Below are 24351 nucleotides of genomic sequence, written 5' to 3' on the forward strand. Positions count from 1 at the left end.
GTGGTGCGGGCAGGATTTCCCGGGAAGGGGGAAGTGGGGCCCTGCCCGGCTGGTGCGACCTGCGCCAGTTCGAGGCGCGGGGGGACATGGGTAGTGATCAGCGACAGCAGGCTGGCGACATCAGGAGATATCGGGCGCGCCAGGTCTGCGGTGGTGCCGCCCGGCTCGCCGCCGCGGCATTTGTCGAAGACAGAAATCCGCGTCTCGAAGCTGGTGCCGTGCTTGGCGAAAGCTGCGCCCGACACCGCGCCGGTGAAAATGAGATGGGCCGTCTCGGTCAGACGGCCGAAGGTCTCGGCCCAGGCCGGCGCATCCGGCGCGAAACCGGCTCCGGTGATGGCGACGAGCCGTCCGCCGGGGGCCAGACGCGCGAGGGCCGAGCGCAGATGCCGCGCCGTCGCCTCGGTCGTCCGACCATCGACATGTGCAACCGCCGAGAAGGGCGGGTTCATCAGGATGACGCTCGGGCTTGAGCAGGCATCGAGATGATCGTCGATCTGCGCGGCATCGAACCGGGTGACCGGTCGGGCCGGGTACAGCAGGCGCAGAAGATCGGCGCGGGTGTCCGCCAACTCGTTCAGAGCCAGAGTGCCGCCGGCGATCTCGGCGAGGATCGCCAGAAGCCCGGTCCCGGCAGACGGCTCTAGGACAAGATCACGGGGCGTGATCTGTGCTGCCGCCACAGCCGCGAGCCCCATGGGCAGCGGCGTCGAGAATTGCTGAAAGCGCTCCATCTCTTCCGACCGCCGGGTGTGCGTGGGCAAGAGGCCTGCCACCTTGGCGAGGATCGGCAAGAGCGCCGCAGGCGAGCCGGCACGCGCAAGCAGCGCCCGACCGAACTTTCGCAGAAAGAGGATCAGCGCCACCTCGCCCGCCTCATAGGCGAGCTTCCAGTCCCAGGTACCGGTCGCATCGGAACCGCCAAAGGCATGTTCCATCTCGCGGCGCAGGCGCAGCGCGTCGATCTGAAGCCCTTGCGCCAGATCGGGCTGCAGCGCTTCGGCAACAGCAACGATCGCAGGGGCAGGATTTGCTGCCAACGGGACAATGGGCGCAGGCAAGGACGCCTGCGCAACAGGGGCAAGATGGGTCATCGGGAAACTCCGGAATGAAGGACAGGATCAGGCCCGTACACCCTCTCTCGGGCAGCCTCGGACCTGATCTTTCCCGGCCCCTCTCTCCCTCTCGCACCAAGTTGTTCCCGACGCTTGGCTTGATTATGTTCTTGTTATGTTCTATTTTCAGAACCAGCCAGAAAGGGAGTTTCCCAATGGAAAGCACCACGCACGCCCTGCCCGCGACGCCCAAGCAGATCGCCTATGCGCGGTCGCTCGCCCTGCGCAACCGGACGCTCCTGCCCTGGGAGGTTCAGCAAGACCGGCGATCTTTGAGCGCTTGGATCGAGGCTCAGGCCCAGCTGAAACCGGTATCGGACATGGACCGGCTGCCCACGTCCAAGCAGGTGGCCTTCGCTGAAAAACTCGCCCGGATCAAAAGGCGCGCCGTTCCGGACGAATGCTTCCGCGACAGGGGGCTCATGTCGAAGTGGATCGACGGGAACAGGTGAGAACGGCACCGGCTGGCTCCGACCTGCCGGAGATTCTGCCATACCGCGGTTTGGCAAACCGAGCGCAGCTGCCAAGCTGTAGGTTGGCAGACTGGACCTTCGGGACATCAGCCTCGGTCAAGCTCCTGTCCGAAGGACCAAGGTCTGGTTCCGGCGGCACGCCGGGAGGTGCACCGCTGCGACCTTCGGTAACCACCGCAAGTCGTAGCCGTCTCTCAACCCAGCGTCTTCAGATCTCACACCCCTTGGGGCTAGTCCCTCAGTTCTTTGGAAATGGTGAGATAGAAGCGTCCATAACGCTGGAAAAACATTCTCATCAAAGAAACCTGTAGATGTCTCTTTGAAAATCTGTCACTTTAGGCATCATGGACACCGCAAGGTCACAGAATCTGAAGAAACTGCTCGATGCCGTACCCGCCGGGTATCTGGTCGATGCGGCATGGCTCGTCTCGCAAGGCATCGCCTATGAGAGCTTCCGTGACTATGTGAAACGCGGCTGGCTGGAGCGCATCGCACGCGGCGTCTTCCGCCGGCCAGTCCCGAATATGCAGGCGTCCAACAGCATCGACTGGAAGACCTGCATCCTTTCGATGCAACATATCATGGGTCATGATTTGCATGTCGGGAGCACGACGGCACTCGGTGAACAAGGACATGCCCATTACCTCCGCCTGGGGGAAAGCGCTCCAGTCTGGGTCTACGGGGACAAGGTCCCGAACTGGCTGATCAAACTGCCGACGGATGCCCCGATCAATATCCGCCCCCGTTCCTTGTTCACCGATCAGAAGCTGGGTGTGATCGAGGGCAAAACGACAGGCCAGCCATGGGACTGGGGTCTGACAATGTCGACGCCGGAGCGCGCAATCCTGGAAGCCATGGACGAGTTGCCCCACCATGAGAGTTTCCACACGCTCGACATGGTCTTCGAGAGCCTGACAACCCTGCGCCCAAGGCTGATTTCCGACCTCCTACAAGCGTGCCAGAAGATCAAGGTAAAGCGTCTGTTCTTCGTCTTCGCCGACCGCCACGATCATCCCTGGCGCAAACGGATCGACCCGCAGGCCTTCGATCTCGGAAGCGGTGACCGAGCCCTAGTCCGAGGTGGCAAAATCCACCCGCGCTATCGGATCATGGTGCCGGAAGATTTCGTGAAACCGGAGGTCGACAGTGGCGCGTGAGACCTATGAAGCCCAGGTTGCACTGCTGGTGCGCGTTCTGCCACATGTCGCGGACGAGAACGTCTTCGCGCTCAAGGGCGGGACGGCCATTAACCTATTTTACCGAGATCTGCCACGGTTGTCGGTCGACATCGACCTGACCTATCTTCCGATCAAGGACCGCGCCGAGAGCCTGGACGAGATCAATGCCGCGATGGATCGCATCGCGGCCGCCATCGAGACCGGCATTCGCGGCGCGAAATCTCAGCGCATCCAAGGGGGCGGCGGCGGGGCCACGCGGCTGCTGGCACGCTTTGGGAATGCCGAGATCAAGATCGAAACCTCGCCTGTGACCCGTGGCGTCGTCCACGACCCGGAGATCCGGACCGTCTCTGCAGCCGTGGAAGATGCCTATGGCTATGCCGAAATGCAGATCGTCTCGTTCGAGGACCTGTTCGCTGGCAAACTGCACGCTGCCCTCGACAGGCAGCATCCACGGGATCTCTACGACGTCACGCTCCTTTACGAAAACGAGGGTGTGACGCACGACCTCTTCCACACCTTCCTGATCTATGTCGCCAGTTCGCCACGACCGGCGCATGAGCTTCTCGATCCGAACCTGATCGATCTCGAGCAACCCTACGCACGGGAATTCGAGGGCATGACCAGAACACCCGTCCCTCTCACTACACTTTTGGCGACACGCCTGAAGTTGGTCGCCGATCTGCAATCGAGGCTCGATGACAAGGCGAGGCAGTTCCTCCTGACGCTTCAGGACGGCGAGCCTGACTTTGCGGCGATCAACCGCTCGCAAGCCGCTGAGCTACCGGCCGTGAAGTGGAAAGTCCTCAACCTGAACAAACTGAAGCGCGACAACCCCGAAAAACATGCCACGCATCGCGACGCCTTGTTGAAGCTCCTGGGCTGAGCCACGCCCAGCACCGTCGCGAGGGGCGCTTTGCGTTGGCCATCCTCATCGCGTCGATGGAAGGCGCCGAAGACGGGTGAACTCAGTCGGCGCTTCCAAGCCCTGCGTTTCGCTGAAATGACCGCGTTTTCGCCCGACGAAAGGCAGAGCGCAGTGCTTCGGTCGGCAAAGGCGGCGAGTCCATCGCTTCAAAGAAGTGCGCATGGTCGATCTGCTTGAGATCGGTGCGGTCAGGGCTTTCAATATCAGGCGTTGCCATCCTTATAGGCCTCCGGGGCAATTACGGTTTTGCGGATTAGCTGACAGCCGCAATCGAGTAGTGCGGTGTCCCATCCCAAACAAGATCCCAAGACGCGCCCGGACGAACGTTCTGAATTGCGTGGGGCTCGAAGCAGACCAGGCAATTCCCGCCCGGTGCAGGAGCCCGGACCGAAGGGTAAATCAGGCCCTTGGATCCGCCCCGACGCAGATGCTGTGCCAGGCTTTGGCCCTCGGGATACCCGACAGCCGGATCCGGATGCAGCGCCGGATGACCTGCCTCATCGGTCATGTCGTTGAAGACGCCGATGAAGTCGGCCAGCAATTCCACATAGCGGGCGCTGTCGTGGAAGCTGCCGGTAAAGCCGAGTTCGCGTGTGCGGTGCCAGGCCACTTCGCTGACAGAAACCATCACATCCCATGCGCAGTACCAAGCGCCGCGCTCCTCGGCGTTGAAGCGGTTTCCGCCGGCGCGGGTGTAAGTGAAGGCTGCGTTGACGTGACTGTCCCCATAGATGCGCAGATCGCGGCTACGGCGTTGCCAAGCGAGTTCGCGCGGGTCCAGATGTGGGTTGCGCCCGCGTTCGGCCTGTAGACGTCCACTGGTCAGGCCCTCGATCTCTGCCAAGATCTCCATCTCGTCATCGGTATCGACGAGACCGCGCAGGGATGGCGGCTTGTGGTAGGTGGCAGGCAGGAGACGAACGAGACCGCGATCTGAAACCTCGGTCTGCTTCATGCCCCACCACGCAACGCATCGAGATAGGTCCGCACCGCGAGGATCTGCGGCAAGCCACCTTCGATGGCGGTGTCAACCGGACGGCTGCCCCCGAACAGCGGGCCGGTGTTCGGTCGGGTGAACCAGCTTCGCGCGAGCGGCTCGGAGAAGTAGAGTTCGAGCGACTTGTAGATGCCGATCACCGCACTGAGCCGCAGCAGTTGGTCCTTGGTGAGCTCTCCGGCGAAATCCGGCTTCTTGGCGCGCTTCCACGTGCTCTCTGACATGTCGGCAAGGCCAGCTGCTTCCTTGAGACTGAGACCCCAAGCATCGGCTACGCGTGCATAAGCTTTCAACGCGACGGCGTTGATCTGTGCGGGTTCCCGGATTTTCTCTGCAACGTACATGGCGTCCTCCATTGGCCTCAATATAGTCCATATGGACTTACTGTAAAGATCAAATGAACCTTACGCTTTGATCACTGTTATCCGAACCGCCGCCCTCCTTCCGTGAACGTATACGCGTTGACGATGATCCCCTCCTCGATGGCCTCGTCCGAGGTGAGGTGGTCGAATTCGGCTTCAAGCTGGCTGTAGAGCCAGCGGGCCAGATCGCGCAGGGCCTCGGTCACGACTTTTTCCGCGTCCTCGGTCGGCGGCTGCCACGTCGGACTGTCGCGCGTCACGTCCACGGACATGCAGTATTCGTGGTAGTAGCGGCCGCGGTGGCTGGCCTCGGCGGCGAGTTTGTAGAAGTTTCGCCGCTGGATGGCCTGCAGGCGGTCGGCGATGCCGTGCAACGTCGCGTCCTTGGGCGCGTAGTCCCGAATGCGCGCGGCCGCGCCCTTGGCGTGGGACCAGTATCCTTCGAAACAGGCCCCGTCGCCCTGACTCCAGAACCCGGAGAACCAGATGCAGGGCTTTTGGCGCGTCCCGCCGCTCATCAGGCGGACGGGCGTGGTCTTCAGGCTGATGCCGAGTATCTCGCAGACCCGCTCGAAATCTTCATAGACCGCGTCCCACCAGTCGTCGTGGGGCCCGAGGTCGCGATACCAGCATCGTGCCTTCTCTTTGGCTGCATCCGAGAGCTCGGAGAACTGGTAGACAGTGGTGCAGATGATCTCAGGCATCGACGTCCTCCCCGTTCAGCGCCGCGACCAACCATTCTTGCGTGCTGGACCAGCCGATGGATTTACGAGCGCCAAGATCGATGGCATGCGCACCGCCGCCAAAGGCGTCGAGCCGCGGCCGGGAGCAGGTCAGAGCATACTGGAACCCCCAAAGGCCGGTGAGGTCGAGGTCTTCGGCGAGCCGCAAGACGAAGCGGATGACGGCTTCGACATCGCCGTGTTCGTCGTCATGGATCCAGAGGCTGCTGCCCTCGGGGGCATCCTGGTGCACGAGATCGAAGCCAGCGACATCTGGGTCGTCAGCGTCCTGATCCGCAGCGCGAAGTTCCTGAAACAGCACGAGCGCGCGGGCGGCCTTGTCGGGGCTGCCGACGTCGATCAGGCATGAGAAATGGGTGAAGCAATCCGCCATGGGGACCTCCTTAATGGGGAAGACCCGGCCAGGAGGCCGGGCGATCGATTGGGATGAAGGGGTAGTTGGGAACGATCAGCCGGTCGGCGTGTCGCCCGCCGCCTGCCGTGCGGCATGAGCGCAGAGCATCTGCCGGTAGAAGCGCTTGCGCGCCAGCCGGAGACTGCAAACAGCGCGCGTGTCGGGGTGTAGCGCCCGGACCGCCGCGCGAACCACTGCCAGTCGCGAAGCGGTCGGCGGCAAGCCAAGACGTCGATAAGTGGGATCGGTCATGTCACATGACCTCGACCACGGGCGAAGCGAGATGCGGATCGACCTTTGCCTCGATCCGTTCGGTCCGACCCATCCAAGGCTCGGGCCGAATGGCCTTCACCCAATCGGCGAAGCTCGGGATGAAGCCGAGGTCCTCCTTAACATGCTGCTCGCCGACCCACCGGGTCGGGATGATGCGTCCGGTGGAGAGCGTAAGCGTCGGACCAAAGATTGTCTCGGCCATGAAGATGCCCTCAGCATGGTGGCGCAACGCCCGGTGCCGAAAATCGGCTGTGATCTCCTTGCTCTGGTCGAACCAGGAATGCACGGCGAGGTAATCCTCGACCGTGCCGCCCCATTTCTTCACCGAGGACAGGGCGTGGTGGTACGGATGTGCCATCGCCGCCCCCTCAGAAATCGTGTGTGTAGAGTTCGGACGAGGTGAAGCGCTCGTTGAACTCGAGGTGGATGGTGCGAGCGAGCGCGTCGAAGCAGAATTCGCCGTAAGCCCCGTCGTTTTTTTCCCAACCGCCATGGGTGTCGGAGAGCAAGTCGTAGGCCAGTTGCTCCACGGCATCCTCGAGCGAGAGCGCCCGCATCTCGACCTCCGGGTCGTCCCAGGTCAATGCGGCATAGGCGATCTCGGTCTTGGGGAAAGCAACCTCGGTCTCGCCAGCGTAGAATTCGATGCTTTCAACCTGGCCGCTATCGCCATAACCGTCGAAGCTCACGGTCACATGGGTGATGCCCGCGGCAGTCAGGCCATCGAAGAGGCGCTCCTTGTTGGCCGGACGCAAAGCTGCGATCCGCGCGTCGCGCTCGGCCTGCCGAGCCAGCACGGCGGCGAAATCAATCCTGGACGGCGCCATCGGCGCGGCCAAGGTGGGTTCGATCTTGGACATTGGAAACTCCGAAATGAGGGAAAGGATCTGAACCCCGAGGCTCTCTCTCGTCCTCCTAGGCTCACATCCTCCCCTGCCCTTCTCTGACTCTCGGGCGTCACGCCGCGATCTGCAGGGCGCGAGACGCGAAGACACGCCAGAGCGGATCGACAAGACGGGCATCGAGAACGTCGGCGTGGTGCCGCAGCCGTCGCGCGAGGCTATGTTCATGCCACTCGGCCGCCCGCATGGCCTGCGCGCGGGTCTGGCTGGCCTCGGACACGACGGCGCGGGCTTCGGCGGCATCCGAGACCGGGTGGCACCATGCGACCCCGCCATCACAGGTAGCTCCGGCCAGAACGAGACGGCCCTCCCGATCGAGGATTGCCAGGATGCGCGGAGCGTCTTCAGGTGTGATATCTTCGGCGTGAACGATTGCCCCCTGCATGGCCTCGGCCAGCGTGGCAAACCGCTCCAGTACCTTGGGGTGTGCCTGCCCGGACATGAGAGCTGCGGGCGCATGGCAAGCCGTCGTGAGTGCGAACGGCAAGTCTTGATCTGCAAAAACGGTCAGGAGGCTCGGCGGCAAACCTGTTTTCTGCGTTTCCGGCTGAGTTTGGAGAGGAAGGTCGAACATGGGCATATCTCCGACGGTGCGGAGAGCCTCTCTCCCCGCTTCAAACCGTCAAAGACCAAACCACCCCCTCGGACTCTCTGTCGCTGAACGGGTCGATCATTTCGGCGTTGGTAAATCGCTCCATCGAACCCGCAAGTAGCGCCCTTCGCGCTTTGGGAGATCTTTTCGGTCGATCATCCGACCCGAGACCTGAAAATCCTCGTTGATCTTTACAACCAAGAGCTTGTTGAAATGCCCATTTGTATCGACCACAACCACATCCTTTGTCTTGAATGGCGTAATGGTTTTGACCTCGACATGATCATTGCCAAGTCTTCCGTCAGCACCCTGGGCATAGGTCTTGTTCAGCTTGATACCATACGTGATAGCACCAAACAGCTCACCGATATCGCCGTAGACAGAGAGGTGAAGGCCGGTCTCGAGGTGGTAGCTTTCCGCGAGGGACAGGAGATCCTCAAAATATGGGATCATAGACCTAATCGCGTTCGGGTATTTTGCGCCCCACTCCTTGTAGCGAAGCTGCTCGTCGATTTCCGACCAGGTAACCCATTCGCCGTCATCATAAAATGCACGATCTGACCAATCGATTTCTTCCATGCGCGTACTTCCAACACCTAAACATTTCGGGCACGGTAGCAGATCGATGAAACAGGAACGAGACCGGAGGCGATATCGCCTCCGGTCGCCACATTAGCCAACGCGGTCGAGGAGCTTCTTGGCGCGCCCTTCCATGTCGAGGCGTGCATCCTGCTGAGTCTTGTCGCGAGCGAGCCGCGTGATGCCCTGCACGAAATCGAAGATGCTCTCGGGCGGGCGGCCTTCCTCCATCAGCACCTTCTCGATGATCTTGCCGGATTCGGCCTTCGAGAAACCGCGCTTGCGCAGGAAATCCGCGCGGTCCGCGTCGCTGCGCGCCACGATCTGCTGGCGCGCCGCCTTGATGCCGTTCACGAACCCCTGCGGCGAGGAATTGGCAAACCGCGTCAACGCGGGCGCGGCCTCATGTGCGAAGCGCGAAGCGGCGTATTTCGAGTGACGGATCTTGATCTCCTGGAAATCCTCGACGCCCCAGAGGTTGCGGTTCTGGCACACCGCCCGCAGATAGAAGCTCGCCATGCCGAGGGTCTTCGCGCCCACCTCGGAATTCCAGCAATAGAAGCCCCGGAAATAGAGATCGGGGGAGCCGTCCGCCAGCTTGCCCGCCTCGATCGGGTTGCGATCATCGACCAGGAACAGGAAGACATCGCGGTCCGAGGCGTAGAGCGTGGTCGTGTCGCGGCTGATTTCGACATCGGGGTTGTAGACCCCGGTCGACCAATCCAGCACACCCGGTACCTTCCAGCGCGTATCGCCCGTGCCATTGCCCGCGATGCGCTGAACCGCCTCGACAAGCTCGAAGTCATGGATGCGGCCGTAGTCGGGACCGGTCACGGCGCGCAGTTCCGTGCGGCCATCCTCGGTCTCGAAGGTCTTCACCTGCTCGGCGCGGTGGTTGGTCAAACCGTATTGCAGGTTGATCCCCGCCAGAGGCGCGGGAAGCTGCCGCAGGTAGGATGCCGGGGCACCGACGATGCTGGCAAGCTGGCCGAAGGCCCAGTGCGTGGGTGCGATCGGCTCATGCGCTTTCGGCAGGACCAAGTGCAGCCGCTCTGCACTGTCGCGCGCTGCCTCGACACGGATGTCGGCGGTTTGCACCACCCGGCTGCGGCTGCGCTCAGAGCGACCCTTCACATTGGCCCAGAGATCGTCGAGCGACAGGTACCGCTCGTCATCCGGCCTGTTGAACCATTCGGACGACACCCGCCCATTCCGGTCACCCCGGCTCACATCCACTTTCCAGCCACCAGCCCGCGTCGGCTGTACCGCATCCAGAACTTCCACAACGCCCATCGGCATTCCTCCGCGACAGGCGCCGGGAGCCACTCTCCCAGCCCTCAACCCGTCACCGGGAAACCGGCCAACCTCAAACTCTCTCGGGCAAACGGCGCTAAGTCGGAGGCGCCGCACGCCCGCAACTCGCTGGTGTTGACCTGCGTTCAAAAATGGCAGAGGTTAAACAAGGCCTTTCTCGCAGGCCGGTGTGCCCGCCACGCGAAGCTTTGCAGCGATCTTAATTTCGAACAGCAGACCTCATGCCATCGGCGGGTCTGATTAGCAGCGGGCACCTAGTCAGATCCGGCTTGGACATGGATCATGACAGAGAACACTAAGCTCAAGACTTTGAAACTACTGGCGAAGCGTTACGCTAGGGCGACGGGTCAACCACAGCACGTAGCGCTCGACTTTGTTGCCAGTCGAATGGGCTTTGCTCATTGGAATGCGTTGACAGGCAGCGCCAAAGGAGAGTGGGTTCCCTCCGAAGCACAAGTTGCCACGATCAAGGCCTTCGTGGAACGGATCACTTCCTACGAGGGTGCGACCTTCGACCATATCTTCGGAAGCCCCGATGCCGTCACTCGAGGAGAAGTACGGGGGCATCCATACGAACTGAAAACAATGCTTGGTGACGTCCGCATGGATGGTGAGGGTTGGCAGATCGTGCTGCCAGAAAACCCTTTGGCCGCCCCTCGTGTCGAGATCGACATCAAGCATGCCCAGACCAGCCCGATGAACGATCGCGTGCTACGTGAAGAAGCCATCGGGATTGCGAGGGAATTGATGCAGAGCGTCAAGGCGCGGCGATTTGCCGATTGGCCACGGCGCGCCACAAAGCCGGATGCGGAAGGAAATGTGCGGCACCCGTTCTTGGAGATGGAGGAATCGAACCTCTGGTACTGCCTTCACTGCAACTCAGAGATCACCGGCCCACAGATCGCTGGAAACCAATGGCACTGCCCCAGCTGCGGCGCATCACCAATCAACATTTTTCCAGAAGCCTTCTGGCTGGAACCGACCGATGAAAAACCAGTGCCAGTCCAATCCCGCGCCGAAAGGCAAGAGATTGAACCCATCGTGTCAATTATAGATCCGCGGCCAAGGCTTGACCTCAACAGTGACCAGGTGACCCATTTGATCCGGGCTGCCCTGTTCGAGGATGCGACCAATGCCAGCGAGCGCATGGGAGCGAGTCTGGCCGAAATCTGGGTTGATGACGATCTCGACGTGGTTGTTTCCTTCGAGGATCACTACTGGCCCGAGGACAAGGAGCCGACCGCTGCGATCAAAGTGGCCGCACTGCTTGGGATCGAGATTGAGTTGGAAGTTACTTGGTCGGATCCGTTGTTCGCATGGCCCGGTTTGGGCACCGTGACCCAGAGCACGGCCGAATATACGCGGTTGATGCTCGACGCGTATCGCAGTCACGGCGCGACCAGAACCAAAGACGAAATCTAGCTCGTGCGCATGTTGAACAATTAGGCGCATTCAAGGCGCTCAGCACCGGAAGGCAAGCGTGGGTGCCTTTTCCAGTGGCCCGAAGAGACTTTTAGCCCGGCGGTTTAACCCGCCGGGCCCGAGGGGGAGACCCCGTTCCTCAGAACGGGATCTCGTCGTCGCGGTCGACCAGCTCGGGGTTTTCGTTCTCGGCCGACTTCGGACGGCTCAGGAAGTCGACCTTCTCGGCGATGATCTCGCAGCCGTAGCGGTCGTTCCCCATGCTGTCGATCCACTTGGTGTAGTGAATGCGACCGTGGACGAGGACCTTCATGCCCTTTTCGCAATGCTCCGCGACCGTCTTGCCGAGACCGTTGAAGCAGGTGATGCGGTGCCATTCGGTGTCCATGACACGGTAGCCGTTCTCGTCGCGCATCACACGGCCTTCCGAGAGGCGGGGGCGCGAGGTGGCGAGGCTGAAGTTGGTGATCTTGGTGCCGCTCTGGGTGGTGCGGACTTCGGGGGTCTGACCGATGTTGCCGGCGAGGATGACGATGTTCTGCATGATAAGCTCCTGTGTTTCCTGTCTTCGGGACCGTCCCTTCGACAAGACCCTGAAAAAGCCCGTCGGGTGACGCGTGCACGGTGGACAGCATGGACACCGGACACCCCCAGAGGACCGGGGTGGAGCGGGCAGGACGCCAAAGGCGGCCAACACGGCCCGGACTGACGCGGGGTTGCGCGCAGGAGATCGAACGGGATTAGGGGATTGTCAGTCGAAGGGATGGCCCAGGAGACAGAGAGATACGGGGAGCCCATGCCAGACCATGTCCCCTTGCCCATCGGGACTGTTTGACCCAAAGCCCAGCACGCCGCTAGCGGCCCAAGTGGCTATCACCGGCTCTCGCCCCCCTGCCCTTCCGTGCTGCGGAATGCAGGGCCTTGCCGCGACGGGCTATCGATACCGGAATATTCAGGACACGGACCGCACCAACGGCTGCTTTCGATCTCGACGTACTGTCGCTCAGCGAGCTGAAGAAAATGCAGAATGACGTCGCCAAAGCGATTGCCACATTCGAAGATCGGCACAAGGTGGAAGCCCGCGCCAACGTGGAAGCTTCCGCCCGAGACCTCGGCTACTCCCTAGCCTACGGCGACCCCGAACAGCGCACCGACTCCAGCGGTCGCCGCCATGGCGAGTGCACCCCAGAGCGTGACCCTTGCAGCACCTCGAATAACACCAGCACCGCCAGCAGAAGCGCCTAATCCACCAAGAACCGCGAGGCCGAGGATCGTCGACACGGCGACCAAGAAAACGATCCGTGCATCCGGGACGACCAGTACGACGATCAAGGGCAGCACCGCACCCACGGCGAAGGTCAGCGCCGACACCAAGGCGGCCTGGATCGGGCGGGCTGTCACGGTCTCGGAGATGCCAAGCTCGTCGCGGGCATGCGATCCGAGCGCGTCACGTTCGGTCAGTTGCACGGCCACCTTTTCGGCAAGGTCTCGGTCCAGCCCTCGCTCGACATAGATTTGGGTAAGTTCTTCGAGTTCGGCCTCGGGTGTTTCCGCCAGTTCGCGGGTCTCGCGCGCAAGGTCAGCGTTTTCCGCGTCAGTCTGAGAACTGACTGAGACGTACTCGCCTGCCGCCATGGACATCGCGCCGGCCACGAGGCCAGCCAGCCCCGCTATAAGGACCTCCGGCTTTCCCGATCCTGCTGCGGCGACGCCGACCACGAGGCTTGCCGTCGACACCAGCCCGTCGTTCGCGCCGAGAACGGCGGCCCGCAGCCAGCCGATGCGATGCACCATGTGGATTTCGGAATGCGAGAGGCGGCTCATGGCGTGGCTCCTTGCGCGATGTCATCCTGCCCGGAGGAGACAGCCTTTGGTTTCGGAATAGTGGGTTCATGGGGCGCGATGCGCAGCGCGCGGAGGGCGTTCAGGATCACTGCAACGTCGATGACCTCCTGCAGGAGCGCCCCCTGCACCGGAGTGAGATAGCCGAAAGCCGCCGCGATCATGCCCATGACCGAAAGGCCGATCCCGGCGACAACGCTTTCGACAGCGATGCGGCGCGCGCCGCGCGCGATCTCGATCCCTGGCCCGAGGCGGTCGATACGGTCGACAAGCAGCACGACATCCGCCGCCTCCGCCGAGGCCGCCGCGCCCCGTGCGCCCATGGCGACGCCCACGTCTGCCGCTGCGAGCGCGGGCGCGTCGTTGACCCCGTCGCCCACCATCATCACCGGGCCGTTCTTGCGCTCGGTGAGAACGAGCAACACTTTCTGGTCCGGTGTCAGCCCGGCCCGCAGACCGTCGAGCCCAAGCCCTTCGGTGACACGCTCGGCCACGTCAGCGCGGTCTCCGGTCGCGAGCAGGATACGCGCGATCCCCTCGCGCCGCAGCCCGTCCAGCATCTGGCCCGCGCCGTCGCGCAGGGGATCGGACATGACGAGATGCCCTACCATGTGCCCGTCGACCGCGACAGCAACGAGGACCGAACCAGCGGCGATGGCGGAATGATCGCCGGGCCGCCGTCCGACGCGGGATGCGACGAAGGCATCCCCGCCGACGATGATCTTCCGGCCTTCGACATAGCCGACGACGCCTTCGCCCGGAATCTCCGCCACGTCTGACGGAACGGGTAGAGAGAAGCCCCGCTCCTTCGCGGCGGCGACGACGGCCTGTGCCACTGGGTGCTTGGAGGCCTGATCGAGGGATGCCGCAAAGAGCAGGATGTCGTCCTCGTCCATGCCATCCGCACTATTTATCGACACGATCTTCGGGCGGCCATCCGTCAGCGTTCCGGTTTTGTCGAGGATGAGCGTGCGGATCCGCGCCATCGTTTCGAGTGGCCCCGCGCCCTTGATCAGCACGCCGAAATGCGCGGCTCGCGACAGGCCCGCGACCAGCGCCACAGGAACGGCGAGGATCAGCGGACAGGGCGTCGCCACGACCAGAACGGCGACGGCCCGGATGGGGTCGCCGGTGAACCACCAGGCAGCGAAGGCTATGGTCACGGTGACGGCCAGGAATCCCAGAGACCATCGGTCGGCCAGCCGTGACATCGGTGCCTTGGACGCCTGCGCCTCCTCGACCAGTCTGACGATTCCGGCATAGGTGCTGTCCTTGGCCTCGCGGGTCGCCGTGACGTCGAAAGCCTCGCCTGCATTGGTAGAGCCGCTCATGGCCTCGGCCCCGCGTGCAAGCCGCACCGGTAGCGACTCGCCGGTCAGCGCCGAAGTATCGACAAAGGCCGCGTCAGAGGCCACCGTGCCGTCCACCGGCACCACGTCGCCCTGACGGATCAGCAGCCGATCGCCGGGAGCGATTTCCTCAAGCGGTATATCTTCGAGGCCGCCATTGCGATGCCGTGTCGCTGTCCGCGGAACTCGGGACAACAGGTCGTGCATCTCGTGCCGGGCGCGGCCTTCTGCGAAGCTTTCGAGGAAGGTGCCACCGGAATACATCACCGCGACGACCGCCGCGGCGAGAGTCTCACCGAAGACGAGCGCGGCAGTCATCGACAGCGCTGCGACGATATCGAGGCCCACCTCGCCGCGTCCAATGCTGCGCAGGATCTCGACTGTGAGCGCGGCAAGGGCTGGAACAACCCCGGCGAACCAGACGATGTTCGCGATGTCGCGCCTGCCAGCGAAATAGAATGCAAGACCCGCGATCAGACCAATCACGGCCAGAAGCAGAATTGCGGTCTTGAAGCGATCGGTGCGGGTCTGGTCCATTCGGCTTATCTCCCCTCTGCTGGGGTCATCGCCGCTGGCTCTTCGGAAAAAAGTCGTCCGACTCCTACGCCCCTCGCGCTCCCTGCATCATCGCGCAGGAGGAACAGGGCGTCAAGCCCTTGTTTTCTTGCGAGTTTCGCTCCTTTGTCGAGACCGAGCACCATAAGCACCGTTGCCCAGGCATCGGCCTCGGCACAGCTGCGGGCAACGACGGTGACGGAGGCAGGCGACGCGATCAGCGGCGCGCCGCGTCTCGGATCCATTGTGTGCGAGAGACGGCGACCCTGCACCTCGACCCAGTGGCGGTAGTCGCCCGAGGTCGCGACGGCCGCGTCCTGCAGCGCGAGGATTGAATGCGGCCTTCGGCGCTCGGAGTCCGGCGCCTCGACCGCGATGGTCCAGGCCTCGCCGTCTGGCCGCACACCCATCGCCCGCATCTCGCCGTCAATCCCTATGAGTCCGGCGGAAATCCCATGATCGCGCAGGGTCTCGGCCAGGCGGTCGACGCCATAACCCTTGGCGATACCGTTGAGGTCGAGCGCGACGGGCGCGGTCTTGCGAACGTGGTCGCCGTCGAACTCCAGGACTTCATGCGCCGGGCAACGAGGGTTTTTCATCGCTGCGCGGATGCCATCCGGCGTGACGTCTCCTGGCCCGAAGCCCCAAGCTTTAACCGCGTCGCCCATGCCGATATCGAAGGCCCCGCCGGAGGCGCGCCCGATCTCCAGGCCGAGGCGTATCACCTCGCGCAATCGCGCGGGAACAGCGATCCATTCGCCGACCGGCGCCGCATTGAGCCGCATCAGGTGGCTATCGGGTTTCCAGGTGGACATCTGTGCGTCCACCTCATCGACAGCCGCCTGAAGCGCCACGCGGACCGTGGCCGGGTCGAAGTCCGGTTCCGCGAAGAACAGCGTGGACCAGCGTGTGCCCATGGTCGGTCCGTTCAGCGCGACCTTCACCAGCTCAGTAGACATCTTCGACATACCGCCCCTCCGCCTTCAGGACTGCCGGCGTGAGCCCGGCCGGCGCGAGGATCTCGGCCAGCGTATCGGCCACGCCCGCCGCCATTTCACGACCGCCGCAGACCATCACGCGCGCCCCGTCACGGATCAGTCTGGTGACCTGGGCCGCGTCGTCCCGCAACGCGTCCTGCACGTAGTGCGGATGCTCCACCCGCGAGACCGCCATGACCAGACGCACCAGGCGTTCCTCATCCTGCCAGGCGGGCAGTTCCTCGCCGTAGAAGAAATCGCTTTTGGGATGCCGCATCCCGAAGAAGAGGTGGATGGGCCTGCGGCGCGTGTTGCCGCGCACAAAACCCGCGAGCGGCCCGATGCCGGTCCCCGCGCCGATCAGGATCAGCGGTGCCCGGCTCGGCCCCGGACGGAAGCCAGGGTTGCGGCGGAGGAAGGCGGTGACCGTATCGCCCGGCTCCAGGGCCGTGAGCTGACCCGAGCAGAGACCGCCGGGGTGCTTTTTCACGACGATCTCGATGAAGCCGTCGCAGCGCGCGGAGGCGAGCGAATAGAGCCGCGGGACGGCGCTTCCTTCCGGCAGGACGCCGATCAGGTCACCGGCCTCGAACCGCGCGAAGCCCGCCCCGACCAGCCGCTGCCAGAGCGTGACGCGCGGAAGCGCGAAGCGGAGGATCGCGGTCGGGGCCTGCACCTCGGCGCCGTAGTCGCGGCGCGAGACGAGGGTCAACGTTTCAGTTTTCGGCAAGACGGGCTGGTGCGACAGCTCGAGGTCGACCCTGAGAGCGTCGCCCAGTGCGCGGCCCCAGCGGGCGAAATCCTGCGGCGACTGGCGGTCGATTGTGTCGAAAGCCAGCAGTTCGGGCCAGCCCTTCGCCTCTGCCGCAGTTGCGACGGACTCCGCGTAGGCGCAATAGGCCGGAAAGCTTCTATCGCCGAAGCCGAGCACCGCAAGAGGGATGTCCGCCGCCCGGTCGCACGCGTTCAGCCGGTCGAGAAAGCCCTTCGCCGAGGCGGGCGCCGCGCCGTCGCCATAGGTTGCGGCGAGCAGGATGATCCGCTGGGCCATAGCGTAGCGTTCTGGCGCGAAGGCCGACATCGGTGTTGTGTGTACCTTCTGCCCGGCTTGCGTCAGTGCGGTGTGGAGCGTGGCCGCAAATCCCCAGGTGCTGCCGCCCTCGCTGCCGACGAGCAGGATCGTCTCGGCACGTCCCGCGGGCTGATTGCCTCGGATGCGCGGCCGCCCCCTCCGTCCCGCGAGCCAGACGACAACGCCAGTCACGCCCATGGCCGGGACGCCGAGCGCCATCAGGCCCAAAACGAGGCCAAGCGTCGCCGCGCCCTGTCCGGTGTGCAGCATGTAGATGGTTTCCGAAACGCGTTCCCACCCGGTCAGGTCAGTCCAGGCCAGCAGCGCCCCGGTGCCCTGATCGAGATACCCGGTCCCACGGTCGGTCTTCAGCGTGAAGACGTCCGTAGCGTCGCCGGGATAGGGAAAGCTCAGTTCGCGCAACTCGGCGACGGGCGTCTGCTGCAGCGTGGCCATCCGGTCCAGCGCAAACCCCGTCGCTCCACTGACCTCGGTCGGCATGGCCGGGATGGCGCCGCCATCCGGCAGGAGATCGAAGGTCGACGCCGTCATCCAGAGGGCGGTCGTGGAAGACAGAACGAAGCCGACGACGGCGATCCGGGCGATCTCGACGTGCAGCCGCCCGGCAAGCGGTCCGCGCAAGCGCGCGAACCAGTGTCGCCAGCCTCCCGCCCGCCGCGCGACCAGCGCCGCGCCGGAGAGCGAGAGGATCAGCATCGCGGCCGCCCCTGCGGCCATGGCGATGCGGCCGCCGTCCCCGAGGAACAGCGAGCGGTGCAGGTTGGTGAGCCAGCGTTCGGCCTGGTTCGGGTCGGCCGAGGCCACGCCCTCACCCGTCGCCGGGTCGATCACGGCGGCCCCCGGCGCGCCCTGATCGAACCAGTAGGCAGTGATCCGGCCCGAGGGCGACCGGCGGATCTGCTCCACGCCCGGATGGACCGCCCGAATGCGGTCCGCGAGGGCGGCGACCGTGAGCCCGGTCTCCGGCTGCAGGGCGGCAAGCCGTTCGGCCGCAGGGAAGACCGACAGTGCCGCGCCACTCAGCGCGAGAATCGTGACGAGCGCGAGGGCCAGAAGACCCGGCCAGCGATGGAGTGCACGGATCATGGCCCCGATCCTCACATGTCGTAGGCGAAGCTGGCGACGTACCGGCGCCCGCGCACCGGCGTGCCCGCGCCGTCGGTCGTGAGCGGCACCGCCACCTCGTTCGGACTGTCGCGCATGTCCTCGACGGCCGCGTCGATGTGGAGCGTGTAGCCCGCATCGAACAGCGCATCAGCCAGATCAAGCGTGATCTCAAGACTGCGGCCCGCGCCGACGCTGGCCCCGGTAATGCCGTTGACCTGCGCAGTATCGCCGCCCGTGGCACGGTACCAGTCGCTCAGATGCTCGTAGTATTTGGACTTGCCACCAGCCATCCAGAGACTGCCGACATAGGCTCCAGAGGTATCTGTGACGTAGAGCGCAAGATAGGCGCCGTCGCCGCCGTAATTATTGAGCGTTGCGGTCAGTGTCACCGGCCGCGCCATGGCGAGGCTGGGGAGCGTTAGCGCGGTGGTGAGAGCGAGCGTTGCGAGAAGCGATTTCATCGGATGTATCCTTATTCGGAGAGGGGCTTCGGAGCTGTTCAGTTCACCTGAACCTGCGGAGGGGCGCCATTTCCGAAGAGGCCGTTCTGAGGAGGAGCGACCGTTCCAGCGGGCGCGGGATTGCGGGCGCCGCCCCGACAATCGTCGTCGTCATCATCGTCGTCACAGTCATCATCATCATCGTCATTGTCGTGTCCGCGACGCGAACCGTCCCGCCAGCGGTCGTCATCGTCGCTTGCGAGAATGAGAGGCATGTCTTGTGAGGCGTCGTCAAAGAGCGCGGCCACGGGCCGAAGCATGCTGTCGGCCGGGGCCTGCATCGCGCTCCAGGCAGGAACGCCGATGGCGGCGGTCAGCGCCGTTGTCGCTGCGAGAAGGGTCAGGGTCTTTTTCATGGCAAGGTCTCCTTTCGTCTGATGAGACAAATCTGGCGCGTCGACCTGAGGGCTTCCTGACGCCCCAGCGATTCCTCCTTCAGCTTGCCGTCAGGAAAAAAATGGCCCCGCCGATGATGGCGGGGCCAAAAAGATGCGAGCGCAGGCTACAGGGCTGGCATGGCTATGCGCCCTGCCCCGCGTTCAGGCGAATTCGAACTGCTCGAAGCGGACACGGCGAGGCGTTTGGCCTTGTGCTTTCAAGCCCTTGAGAATCCCGTCCTTCAGACCGGTTGGGCCGCAGAACCACAAATCGGCTTGCCGGATCGCGAAAGGGACCGCGCCGATCAGGCGCTCGGCCGTGAGCCTGCCATCGCGCGCCGTGACGACCACCTCGAAACTGAAACTCGGATTGCGGGCGGCCGCAGCGCGCAGCGTCTCCAACCCGATCGCCTCGTCTTGCGTTCGAACACAGTGGACGAGGTGAATGTCGCGCCTTTCCGCCTCCGTCAGGCTTTCCGCCCAGGCGAGGAACGGCGTGATACCTATACCGCCGGCCAGCCAGATCTGGCGCGCACCGCCCTTGCGAAAATCGAACCGCCCATAGGGGCCTTCGACCTGCACGCGCGTTCCGGTCCGCAACGTCGCCGGAAGGCTCCGTGTCCACCCACCCAGAGCCCGGATGGAAAACGTCAGGGAGCCATCAGGGCGCGGGGCACTGGCGATCGTGAAAGGGTGCGGCTCGGACAGTCCAGCTTCCGGCGCTCGAACGAAAGCGAATTGCCCGGGCCGCCACCGCATGGCACGGCCTTTGGGAGTGAGCATCAAGGTGGTCGTGTCACCGGTCTGGCTGATCTGGCTGACAGTGAAGTCTCTACGCCGTAGATGCGGAGCGAGCAACTCGGTGAAGATCCAGGCGACAACTCCGGCGATTCCGAAAGCATTCAGCACCAACATGAATGTCGGGTCCACCCCAGCAGGCATGTCGACAAAAAACTGGTGAAACACCACGATTGCAAAAAGGGCTCCCATGAAACGATGGCTGAACCGCCAGAGCTGATAGGGAATCTCGAGCCCGATGAAGGGCAATCTCCGGAACCAGCTGACAGCGACTAGGGCGAGAAGTGCGTTGAAGGCAAGTTCGCCCGCCTCTTCACCTAGGTCCCCAAGGGAGGTTTCACGCACCAAACGCTCGAAATCCGGCTCTATCTGCTGGTGCAGTATCATCAGGACCATCGCGGAAATGCCGAGCCATTTGTGGACCCGGTACATTCGATCGAGACCGCCGAACAATGGTTCCACCAGTGGCGGCCGTGCGGCGAGGATCAAGGTCTGTGCCATCGCGACAACTGCCGCGGCCCCGACGGCAATACCAAATGCTGCATCCGCACCATAAGGCGCATAGGTGTTCATCCCGAACAGAGCCGCCAGCAGGCATGGCAGCGCCACCAGCACCGGGCCCGTCAGGGCCAGAGGAGAGTTGAGGGAAAGCCGAGGGAGTGTGGGAAGGCCCGGCGCAGAGACATTACCATCACGATGCGCCGTATCAGTCATCGTCGCGTCTCTCGTGATCGCGGTCGCGACGATCATCATCGTCGTCCTCAAACTCGAACTCGATTACTTCCAACGTCGCCGGGTGGACCGTCACCTCGATCGCACGCCCTTGGGCATCCCGGCCGTCAATTTCGTAGCAGCCATCGTCGATCTTGATGCGGCGCACCGCCCAGCCATTTTCCTCGGCAAGACGGGCAACCGCGTCGCGCGGCTGCCAATCAGCCATCGGAACGAAGCAGTCGTCGTCAGCCAGCGCCGCGCCGGCCGGGAAGACCGCGAGAAAGCCGATAATTGTCAATGTCTTCTTCATGGGGCACACTCCTAGTGGCTCGCCTCTTGATGCACTTCATGCGCTGCGAAACTGACGACAGCCTGAACGGGCGCGACCCACAGGCTTCAGCTTCGTGTCAGCCAGACGGATCATGCAGGGACATCAGACAAGAACGGGTACGACCATGCGCATATTGCTGATCGAAGACGACACGACCCTCGGCGCTGCCGTGCGCGACCAGATCGCAGCCGATGGCCAGTCAGTGGATTGGGTTACGCGGTTGGATGCGGCAAGCGATGCCATGGCTGCTACGTCCTACGACTTAATCCTGCTCGACCTGATGCTGCCGGACGGGCGCGGTATAGGGTTTCTCAAGGGCTTGCGCACGCGGGGCGACGTGACACCGGTCATCATTCTTACCGCACTCGACCAGGTGTCCGATCGGATCGACGGGCTTAATGCAGGCGCTGACGACTATCTTGTGAAGCCTTTCGACCTGTCGGAACTGTCGGCGCGGATCGGATCGGTCGCGCGGCGCTACAGCGGCAACCCCAACCCGATCCTGACCCACGGACCGCTCGACATCGACCTTGCCGCGCGCAGCGTCCATCGGGATGGCAGACATGTGCCGCTGACGGCGCGGGAATGGGCGCTCTTCGAAGCCTTCCTCGCGCGTCCCGGGCAGCTCCTGTCCAAGGCGCAGTTGGAGGAGAAGCTCTACGCTTTCGACGCCGAGGTCGAGAGCAACACCATCGAGGTCCATGTCAGCCGCCTGCGGAAGAAACTGGGGAGCGCAATCATCGAGACCGAGCGCGGCATGGGCTACCGCCTGGGCAGGCCATGAAGTGGCCCGTCAGCCTAGAGGCACGGCTCGGCCTGTCGGTGGGGCTGGTGCTGACGGTGCTGTGGCTTCTCGCAGCGACGGTGACGGCCGTAATCGTCCGGGCCGAAATGGACGAGGTCTTCGACAGCGCGCTCCGTGAGACAGCGGAGCGGATCCTGCCGCTGGCAGCAACCGACATCGTCGGGCGGGAAGATCAGGGTGTGACCCAGCGGCTCGCCCCGATCCGTGAGCACGACGAGTTCTTCACCTATCTCGTGCGCGATGCCGAAGGCCGCGTCCTGTTGCAATCGCATGCGGCGGACCCCACCGTGTTCCCCTCCTATGACGGGCCCGGGTTTCGCCAGACCGCGACGCACCGTCTCTACAGCGACGCGGCGCTTCAGGACACGATCCGCATCACAGTGGCCGAGCCGCTGGCCCACCGCATGTCGGTGGCTCGCGAAATCCAGATGGGTCTCGGCCTGCCCTTGCTGATCGTGCTTCCAGTGGCCTTGATCGCGATCATCCTGGCAGTTCGCTTCAGCCTTGATCCTCTGCGCCGGTTCCGCGCGCGGCTGGAAGCACGTGGCGCTCGCGACCTTTCGCAGGTTCCTCACGAGGGGCTTCCAACTGAAATCGGCCCGCTGGCTGACACCCTGAACAGCCTGCTGGCCAGATTGCGCGAAGCGTTCGAGGCCGAGCGAAGCTTTGCTGCGAATGCCGCTCACGAGCTACGCACACCACTCGCGGGAGCGATCGCGCAGGCGCAGAGGCTTAGGTCAGAAACCAAGGACCGAGCGGCTGCACAACGTGCGACCGACATCGAGGAGACGCTGAAAAGGCTGACGCGACGCACAGAACGCATGATGCAACTCGCGCGGGCAGAAGGCGGGCGATTGAGGATGGACAAAAGCTCGGATCTGAGGGGCGTTGCGAGAATTGTGGTGGACGATATTGGCCGCACGGGCACGCCAGATCGTATCAGGCTAAATCTTCCCGACATGGCTGTCATGTCAGATCTTGATCCCGACGCCTTCGCCATTCTGTGCCGGAACCTCGTGGAAAACGCTCTTCGTCATGGGGGACAGACTACCCCGGTCGACGTCACGCTGACCGCATCTGGCCAGTTCACCGTGGCAAATGACGGCCCTGTCGTGCCAGGCGAAACGCTCGACCGGCTGACAGCGCGTTTCGAGCGGGCCTCTGCCACCTCCGACGGCAGCGGCCTGGGTCTTGCCATCGTCGCCGCAATCGCAGAGCGGATCAGCAGCCGCCTTGTCCTTCAATCGCCGCGGCCGGGCCGGACCACAGGTTTTCAAGTATCGCTCAGGTTGCCGATAGACGACAGCGAGTGACAGCGACATCCACTTTGGTTCCCAAAGGGTCAAATGCAGCCTTGGGATCAAGATCATCAGGGCCTGGCCTGGCGCGTCGGTTACCGTGCTATGCAGCGTGACGCTCGGAAAGGCAGCGCACAGCGCCAGCAGCCTGTTCGGAATGGACCCCGCGCTGATGAACGTCATGTAACCAGCGCTCACCATGGGGGTGACCGCTGTTTCCAGCATATAGGGATGATCGACGAAAAGGCTTCCCGAACATGGTAGAAGCAGACTGTCGGAAGCGATTGTTAGCCGACTGACTATCCCCGGTCACGGGGACATTACTAGGCCCAAGTGCACACCTGTGCCACGCCTGGGCCCTCGGGAAGTGAGGCCGAAGCCTCACCCGAAGGGATCGTATTCCGAGACGATCACGACCTCGTCTCCGTCGATTTCATCAGCGGGGACGGCGCCATAGGTTCCATCACCGGCCTGGAAGACGACGATCGAGACCATGAGCGTGGCGGCGAGAGAGGCGGCGAAGGCGTGAGCATCTTTGCGGGACATCTGTTTGGCTCCTGTCTTGGAGGCGGAGGACCATCCCCCGCGCGACAGGACCTCGCAGGCCCGAAGACTGCCTGACATCACCGGGTGCGTTCGGCCCGAAAAAGTGAAACGGGGCCGAATCCACCCGGCGGCACGGGCTCGCCCGTAGTCCGACCCCTCGCGGGTTGATCTCGAAGACGGGATTCGGGGCAAGGAAGGGAATGGCGAGCGGGGGATTGTGCGACCGCTGACTGGAGCCGGGTGTCCCGCTGATGCCATCGGTGCCAGCCTCCCGGGCAGGCTTTTCAAGGAATACGTCATTCCGTGTTGGAATGGATCCTATGGTGCCCCGCGATCTCGCAGGACAGGATCGTGATGGGTGAGAGGCCCGCGCTCTGGCGGGCCCCTTGGGTTCTACATCGGCTCAGGCGGCAAAATCCGCGTCCCCTGCCCTGTCGCCGTCCTCGCTGCCGACGATCTCCAGCCGCGCGTTGCGATAGCCTTCTCTGGCGATCCAGAGTTCGGCAGCCGTGACAGACTCGGCCAGGTGGAGCAGCTCCGTGCAACCGCCGAAATCCAGCAGGACACGCACCTGCCCAGGCTGTGGTTCCTCAGCGACCTCGAAGGTCAACGCACTGTCAGCCGAATGCGTTCGCATGATGGTGACGAGAATGACCCCGTCCGAGGAGAAGTTCCCCTCGTGCAGCGTGAACGACGCCGGCGCCGTCCAGGTTGGATAGGGTCGCGGCGGCTCCTTCTTGACGAGACGGCCGACGCCGTTCGAGCGCTCCCAGGCCGCGAGCTTCTT

The 24351-nt window shown here is 63.5% G+C and carries 27 protein-coding genes and 1 pseudogene; 6 read left to right on the forward strand and 22 right to left on the reverse strand.

Features of this window, described 5'->3' with window-relative positions:
- Window positions 1-1094, reverse strand: a pseudogene (locus B3D39_RS13085) (methylase); the annotation flags it as partial.
- 176 nt (window positions 1095-1270) lie between these two features.
- On the opposite strand from B3D39_RS13085, the gene B3D39_RS13090 reads away from it, so the two are divergent.
- The 3 genes from B3D39_RS13090 (at window position 1271) to B3D39_RS13100 (ending at window position 3652) form a co-directional block, all read left to right on the forward strand.
- Window positions 1271-1567, forward strand: coding sequence for a hypothetical protein (locus tag B3D39_RS13090; protein WP_038147533.1), 297 nt, complete (start codon window positions 1271-1273; stop codon window positions 1565-1567).
- Between the two features lie 365 nt (window positions 1568-1932).
- On the forward strand, window positions 1933-2745 hold the full coding sequence (locus B3D39_RS13095; RefSeq protein ID WP_038147469.1) for a type IV toxin-antitoxin system AbiEi family antitoxin domain-containing protein: 813 nt from the start codon (window positions 1933-1935) through the stop codon (window positions 2743-2745).
- Window positions 2735-3652: a nucleotidyl transferase AbiEii/AbiGii toxin family protein gene (locus B3D39_RS13100; RefSeq protein ID WP_038147466.1), complete on the forward strand. Its 918-nt coding sequence runs from the start codon at window positions 2735-2737 to the stop codon at window positions 3650-3652. Before B3D39_RS13095 ends, B3D39_RS13100 begins: the two co-directional genes overlap by 11 nt.
- Before the next feature lie 82 nt (window positions 3653-3734).
- Here the strand turns inward: B3D39_RS13100 and B3D39_RS13105 are convergent, their stop codons facing one another.
- The 10 genes from B3D39_RS13105 to B3D39_RS13155 all read right to left on the reverse strand — a co-directional run bounded on the left by B3D39_RS13105 (window position 3735) and on the right by B3D39_RS13155 (window position 9829).
- Window positions 3735-3911, reverse strand: a complete 177-nt coding sequence (locus B3D39_RS13105; protein WP_156102977.1) for a DUF1778 domain-containing protein — start codon at window positions 3909-3911, stop codon at window positions 3735-3737.
- 36 nt (window positions 3912-3947) lie between these two features.
- Window positions 3948-4649, reverse strand: a complete 702-nt coding sequence (locus tag B3D39_RS13110; RefSeq protein WP_018065914.1) for an RES family NAD+ phosphorylase — start codon at window positions 4647-4649, stop codon at window positions 3948-3950.
- Window positions 4646-5047 carry an MbcA/ParS/Xre antitoxin family protein gene (locus B3D39_RS13115; protein ID WP_038147464.1) on the reverse strand — a complete coding sequence of 134 codons (402 nt, stop codon included), beginning with the start codon at window positions 5045-5047 and terminating at the stop codon, window positions 4646-4648. Before B3D39_RS13115 ends, B3D39_RS13110 begins: the two co-directional genes overlap by 4 nt.
- Before the next feature lie 65 nt (window positions 5048-5112).
- Window positions 5113-5757 carry a hypothetical protein gene (locus B3D39_RS13120; protein ID WP_038147462.1) on the reverse strand — a complete coding sequence of 215 codons (645 nt, stop codon included), beginning with the start codon at window positions 5755-5757 and terminating at the stop codon, window positions 5113-5115.
- Window positions 5750-6169 carry a hypothetical protein gene (locus B3D39_RS13125; protein WP_038147460.1) on the reverse strand — a complete coding sequence of 140 codons (420 nt, stop codon included), beginning with the start codon at window positions 6167-6169 and terminating at the stop codon, window positions 5750-5752. Before B3D39_RS13125 ends, B3D39_RS13120 begins: the two co-directional genes overlap by 8 nt.
- Window positions 6170-6443: 274 nt before the next feature.
- Window positions 6444-6821, reverse strand: a complete 378-nt coding sequence (locus tag B3D39_RS13135; RefSeq protein WP_038147458.1) for a DUF6915 family protein — start codon at window positions 6819-6821, stop codon at window positions 6444-6446.
- A gap of 10 nt (window positions 6822-6831) precedes the next feature.
- Window positions 6832-7323 carry a DUF6878 family protein gene (locus B3D39_RS13140; RefSeq protein WP_038147456.1) on the reverse strand — a complete coding sequence of 164 codons (492 nt, stop codon included), beginning with the start codon at window positions 7321-7323 and terminating at the stop codon, window positions 6832-6834.
- A 97-nt stretch (window positions 7324-7420) separates the two neighbouring features.
- A complete protein-coding gene (locus B3D39_RS13145) occupies window positions 7421-7939 on the reverse strand; it encodes a hypothetical protein (protein ID WP_038147455.1) in 519 nt (172 codons plus the stop codon).
- A 96-nt stretch (window positions 7940-8035) separates the two neighbouring features.
- The gene (locus B3D39_RS13150) at window positions 8036-8536 is read right to left on the reverse strand and encodes a hypothetical protein (RefSeq protein WP_038147453.1); all 501 of its coding nucleotides are present in this window, start codon (window positions 8534-8536) and stop codon (window positions 8036-8038) included.
- A gap of 93 nt (window positions 8537-8629) precedes the next feature.
- Complete coding sequence (locus B3D39_RS13155) at window positions 8630-9829, reverse strand: hypothetical protein (RefSeq protein ID WP_038147531.1); 1200 nt, start codon at window positions 9827-9829, stop codon at window positions 8630-8632.
- A 303-nt stretch (window positions 9830-10132) separates the two neighbouring features.
- Between B3D39_RS13155 and B3D39_RS13160 the strand changes: the two genes are divergently transcribed.
- A complete protein-coding gene (locus B3D39_RS13160) occupies window positions 10133-11272 on the forward strand; it encodes a hypothetical protein (protein ID WP_038147450.1) in 1140 nt (379 codons plus the stop codon).
- A gap of 139 nt (window positions 11273-11411) precedes the next feature.
- On the opposite strand, the gene B3D39_RS13165 is transcribed toward B3D39_RS13160, so the two are convergent.
- From B3D39_RS13165 to B3D39_RS13205, 9 genes are all read right to left on the reverse strand, one after another.
- Window positions 11412-11816, reverse strand: coding sequence for a single-stranded DNA-binding protein (locus B3D39_RS13165; RefSeq protein WP_008335991.1), 405 nt, complete (start codon window positions 11814-11816; stop codon window positions 11412-11414).
- A 578-nt stretch (window positions 11817-12394) separates the two neighbouring features.
- Window positions 12395-13096 carry a VIT1/CCC1 transporter family protein gene (locus tag B3D39_RS13170; protein ID WP_038070015.1) on the reverse strand — a complete coding sequence of 234 codons (702 nt, stop codon included), beginning with the start codon at window positions 13094-13096 and terminating at the stop codon, window positions 12395-12397.
- Window positions 13093-15000 carry a heavy metal translocating P-type ATPase gene (locus B3D39_RS13175; RefSeq protein ID WP_038147445.1) on the reverse strand — a complete coding sequence of 636 codons (1908 nt, stop codon included), beginning with the start codon at window positions 14998-15000 and terminating at the stop codon, window positions 13093-13095. The genes B3D39_RS13170 and B3D39_RS13175 overlap by 4 nt, the downstream gene beginning before the upstream one ends.
- A 5-nt stretch (window positions 15001-15005) precedes the next feature.
- Window positions 15006-15986, reverse strand: coding sequence for an FAD:protein FMN transferase (locus B3D39_RS13180; protein ID WP_038147442.1), 981 nt, complete (start codon window positions 15984-15986; stop codon window positions 15006-15008).
- Window positions 15967-18174 carry a PepSY domain-containing protein gene (locus tag B3D39_RS13185; RefSeq protein ID WP_038147440.1) on the reverse strand — a complete coding sequence of 736 codons (2208 nt, stop codon included), beginning with the start codon at window positions 18172-18174 and terminating at the stop codon, window positions 15967-15969. The genes B3D39_RS13180 and B3D39_RS13185 overlap by 20 nt, the downstream gene beginning before the upstream one ends.
- A gap of 11 nt (window positions 18175-18185) precedes the next feature.
- Entirely contained in the window at window positions 18186-18656 is a 471-nt protein-coding gene (locus B3D39_RS13190; protein ID WP_038147438.1) for a DUF2271 domain-containing protein, read from the reverse strand.
- A 38-nt stretch (window positions 18657-18694) separates the two neighbouring features.
- Window positions 18695-19051: a hypothetical protein gene (locus B3D39_RS13195; protein ID WP_038147435.1), complete on the reverse strand. Its 357-nt coding sequence runs from the start codon at window positions 19049-19051 to the stop codon at window positions 18695-18697.
- Window positions 19052-19234: 183 nt separating this feature from the next.
- Window positions 19235-20620: a ferredoxin reductase family protein gene (locus B3D39_RS13200; protein WP_038147432.1), complete on the reverse strand. Its 1386-nt coding sequence runs from the start codon at window positions 20618-20620 to the stop codon at window positions 19235-19237.
- Window positions 20577-20894, reverse strand: a complete 318-nt coding sequence (locus tag B3D39_RS13205; RefSeq protein ID WP_038068680.1) for a PepSY domain-containing protein — start codon at window positions 20892-20894, stop codon at window positions 20577-20579. The genes B3D39_RS13200 and B3D39_RS13205 overlap by 44 nt, the downstream gene beginning before the upstream one ends.
- Window positions 20895-21039: 145 nt before the next feature.
- Here B3D39_RS13205 and B3D39_RS13210 point away from each other — a divergent pair, with 145 nt between their 5' ends.
- Both B3D39_RS13210 and B3D39_RS13215 read left to right on the forward strand, forming a co-directional pair.
- Window positions 21040-21699 carry a response regulator transcription factor gene (locus tag B3D39_RS13210; RefSeq protein WP_038147429.1) on the forward strand — a complete coding sequence of 220 codons (660 nt, stop codon included), beginning with the start codon at window positions 21040-21042 and terminating at the stop codon, window positions 21697-21699.
- On the forward strand, window positions 21696-23033 hold the full coding sequence (locus B3D39_RS13215; protein WP_038147426.1) for an ATP-binding protein: 1338 nt from the start codon (window positions 21696-21698) through the stop codon (window positions 23031-23033). Before B3D39_RS13210 ends, B3D39_RS13215 begins: the two co-directional genes overlap by 4 nt.
- Window positions 23034-23399: 366 nt before the next feature.
- Here the strand turns inward: B3D39_RS13215 and B3D39_RS13220 are convergent, their stop codons facing one another.
- Window positions 23400-23564, reverse strand: a complete 165-nt coding sequence (locus B3D39_RS13220; RefSeq protein ID WP_009574204.1) for a hypothetical protein — start codon at window positions 23562-23564, stop codon at window positions 23400-23402.
- 403 nt (window positions 23565-23967) lie between these two features.
- Window positions 23968-24351: hypothetical protein (locus B3D39_RS13225; RefSeq protein WP_286789777.1), on the reverse strand; the 384-nt coding region annotated here is incomplete at its 5' end.

The organism is Thioclava sp. UBA3469, assembly GCF_002378135.1.
GTDB lineage: Bacteria > Pseudomonadota > Alphaproteobacteria > Rhodobacterales > Rhodobacteraceae > Thioclava > Thioclava sediminum.

Excerpts from the sequence above, each read along its gene's own strand:
- B3D39_RS13215 (WP_038147426.1), top strand. The coding sequence starts at position 21,696 with ATGAAGTGGCCCGTCAGCCTAGAGGCACGGCTCGGCCTGTCGGTGGGG.
- B3D39_RS13090 (WP_038147533.1), top strand. The coding sequence starts at position 1,271 with ATGGAAAGCACCACGCACGCCCTGCCCGCGACGCCCAAGCAGATCGCC.
- B3D39_RS13205 (WP_038068680.1), bottom strand. The coding sequence starts at position 20,894 with ATGAAGAAGACATTGACAATTATCGGCTTTCTCGCGGTCTTCCCGGCC.
- B3D39_RS13175 (WP_038147445.1), bottom strand. The coding sequence starts at position 15,000 with ATGGACCAGACCCGCACCGATCGCTTCAAGACCGCAATTCTGCTTCTG.
- B3D39_RS13210 (WP_038147429.1), top strand. The coding sequence starts at position 21,040 with ATGCGCATATTGCTGATCGAAGACGACACGACCCTCGGCGCTGCCGTG.
- B3D39_RS13110 (WP_018065914.1), bottom strand. The coding sequence starts at position 4,649 with ATGAAGCAGACCGAGGTTTCAGATCGCGGTCTCGTTCGTCTCCTGCCT.
- B3D39_RS13150 (WP_038147453.1), bottom strand. The coding sequence starts at position 8,536 with ATGGAAGAAATCGATTGGTCAGATCGTGCATTTTATGATGACGGCGAA.
- B3D39_RS13160 (WP_038147450.1), top strand. The coding sequence starts at position 10,133 with ATGACAGAGAACACTAAGCTCAAGACTTTGAAACTACTGGCGAAGCGT.
- B3D39_RS13105 (WP_156102977.1), bottom strand. The coding sequence starts at position 3,911 with ATGGCAACGCCTGATATTGAAAGCCCTGACCGCACCGATCTCAAGCAG.
- B3D39_RS13200 (WP_038147432.1), bottom strand. The coding sequence starts at position 20,620 with ATGATCGTCGCGACCGCGATCACGAGAGACGCGACGATGACTGATACG.
- B3D39_RS13155 (WP_038147531.1), bottom strand. The coding sequence starts at position 9,829 with ATGGGCGTTGTGGAAGTTCTGGATGCGGTACAGCCGACGCGGGCTGGT.
- B3D39_RS13170 (WP_038070015.1), bottom strand. The coding sequence starts at position 13,096 with ATGAGCCGCCTCTCGCATTCCGAAATCCACATGGTGCATCGCATCGGC.
- B3D39_RS13140 (WP_038147456.1), bottom strand. The coding sequence starts at position 7,323 with ATGTCCAAGATCGAACCCACCTTGGCCGCGCCGATGGCGCCGTCCAGG.
- B3D39_RS13125 (WP_038147460.1), bottom strand. The coding sequence starts at position 6,169 with ATGGCGGATTGCTTCACCCATTTCTCATGCCTGATCGACGTCGGCAGC.
- B3D39_RS13145 (WP_038147455.1), bottom strand. The coding sequence starts at position 7,939 with ATGTTCGACCTTCCTCTCCAAACTCAGCCGGAAACGCAGAAAACAGGT.
- B3D39_RS13115 (WP_038147464.1), bottom strand. The coding sequence starts at position 5,047 with ATGGAGGACGCCATGTACGTTGCAGAGAAAATCCGGGAACCCGCACAG.
- B3D39_RS13120 (WP_038147462.1), bottom strand. The coding sequence starts at position 5,757 with ATGCCTGAGATCATCTGCACCACTGTCTACCAGTTCTCCGAGCTCTCG.
- B3D39_RS13220 (WP_009574204.1), bottom strand. The coding sequence starts at position 23,564 with ATGTCCCGCAAAGATGCTCACGCCTTCGCCGCCTCTCTCGCCGCCACG.
- B3D39_RS13135 (WP_038147458.1), bottom strand. The coding sequence starts at position 6,821 with ATGGCACATCCGTACCACCACGCCCTGTCCTCGGTGAAGAAATGGGGC.
- B3D39_RS13195 (WP_038147435.1), bottom strand. The coding sequence starts at position 19,051 with ATGAAAAAGACCCTGACCCTTCTCGCAGCGACAACGGCGCTGACCGCC.
- B3D39_RS13180 (WP_038147442.1), bottom strand. The coding sequence starts at position 15,986 with ATGTCGAAGATGTCTACTGAGCTGGTGAAGGTCGCGCTGAACGGACCG.
- B3D39_RS13185 (WP_038147440.1), bottom strand. The coding sequence starts at position 18,174 with ATGATCCGTGCACTCCATCGCTGGCCGGGTCTTCTGGCCCTCGCGCTC.
- B3D39_RS13095 (WP_038147469.1), top strand. The coding sequence starts at position 1,933 with ATGGACACCGCAAGGTCACAGAATCTGAAGAAACTGCTCGATGCCGTA.
- B3D39_RS13165 (WP_008335991.1), bottom strand. The coding sequence starts at position 11,816 with ATGCAGAACATCGTCATCCTCGCCGGCAACATCGGTCAGACCCCCGAA.
- B3D39_RS13190 (WP_038147438.1), bottom strand. The coding sequence starts at position 18,656 with ATGAAATCGCTTCTCGCAACGCTCGCTCTCACCACCGCGCTAACGCTC.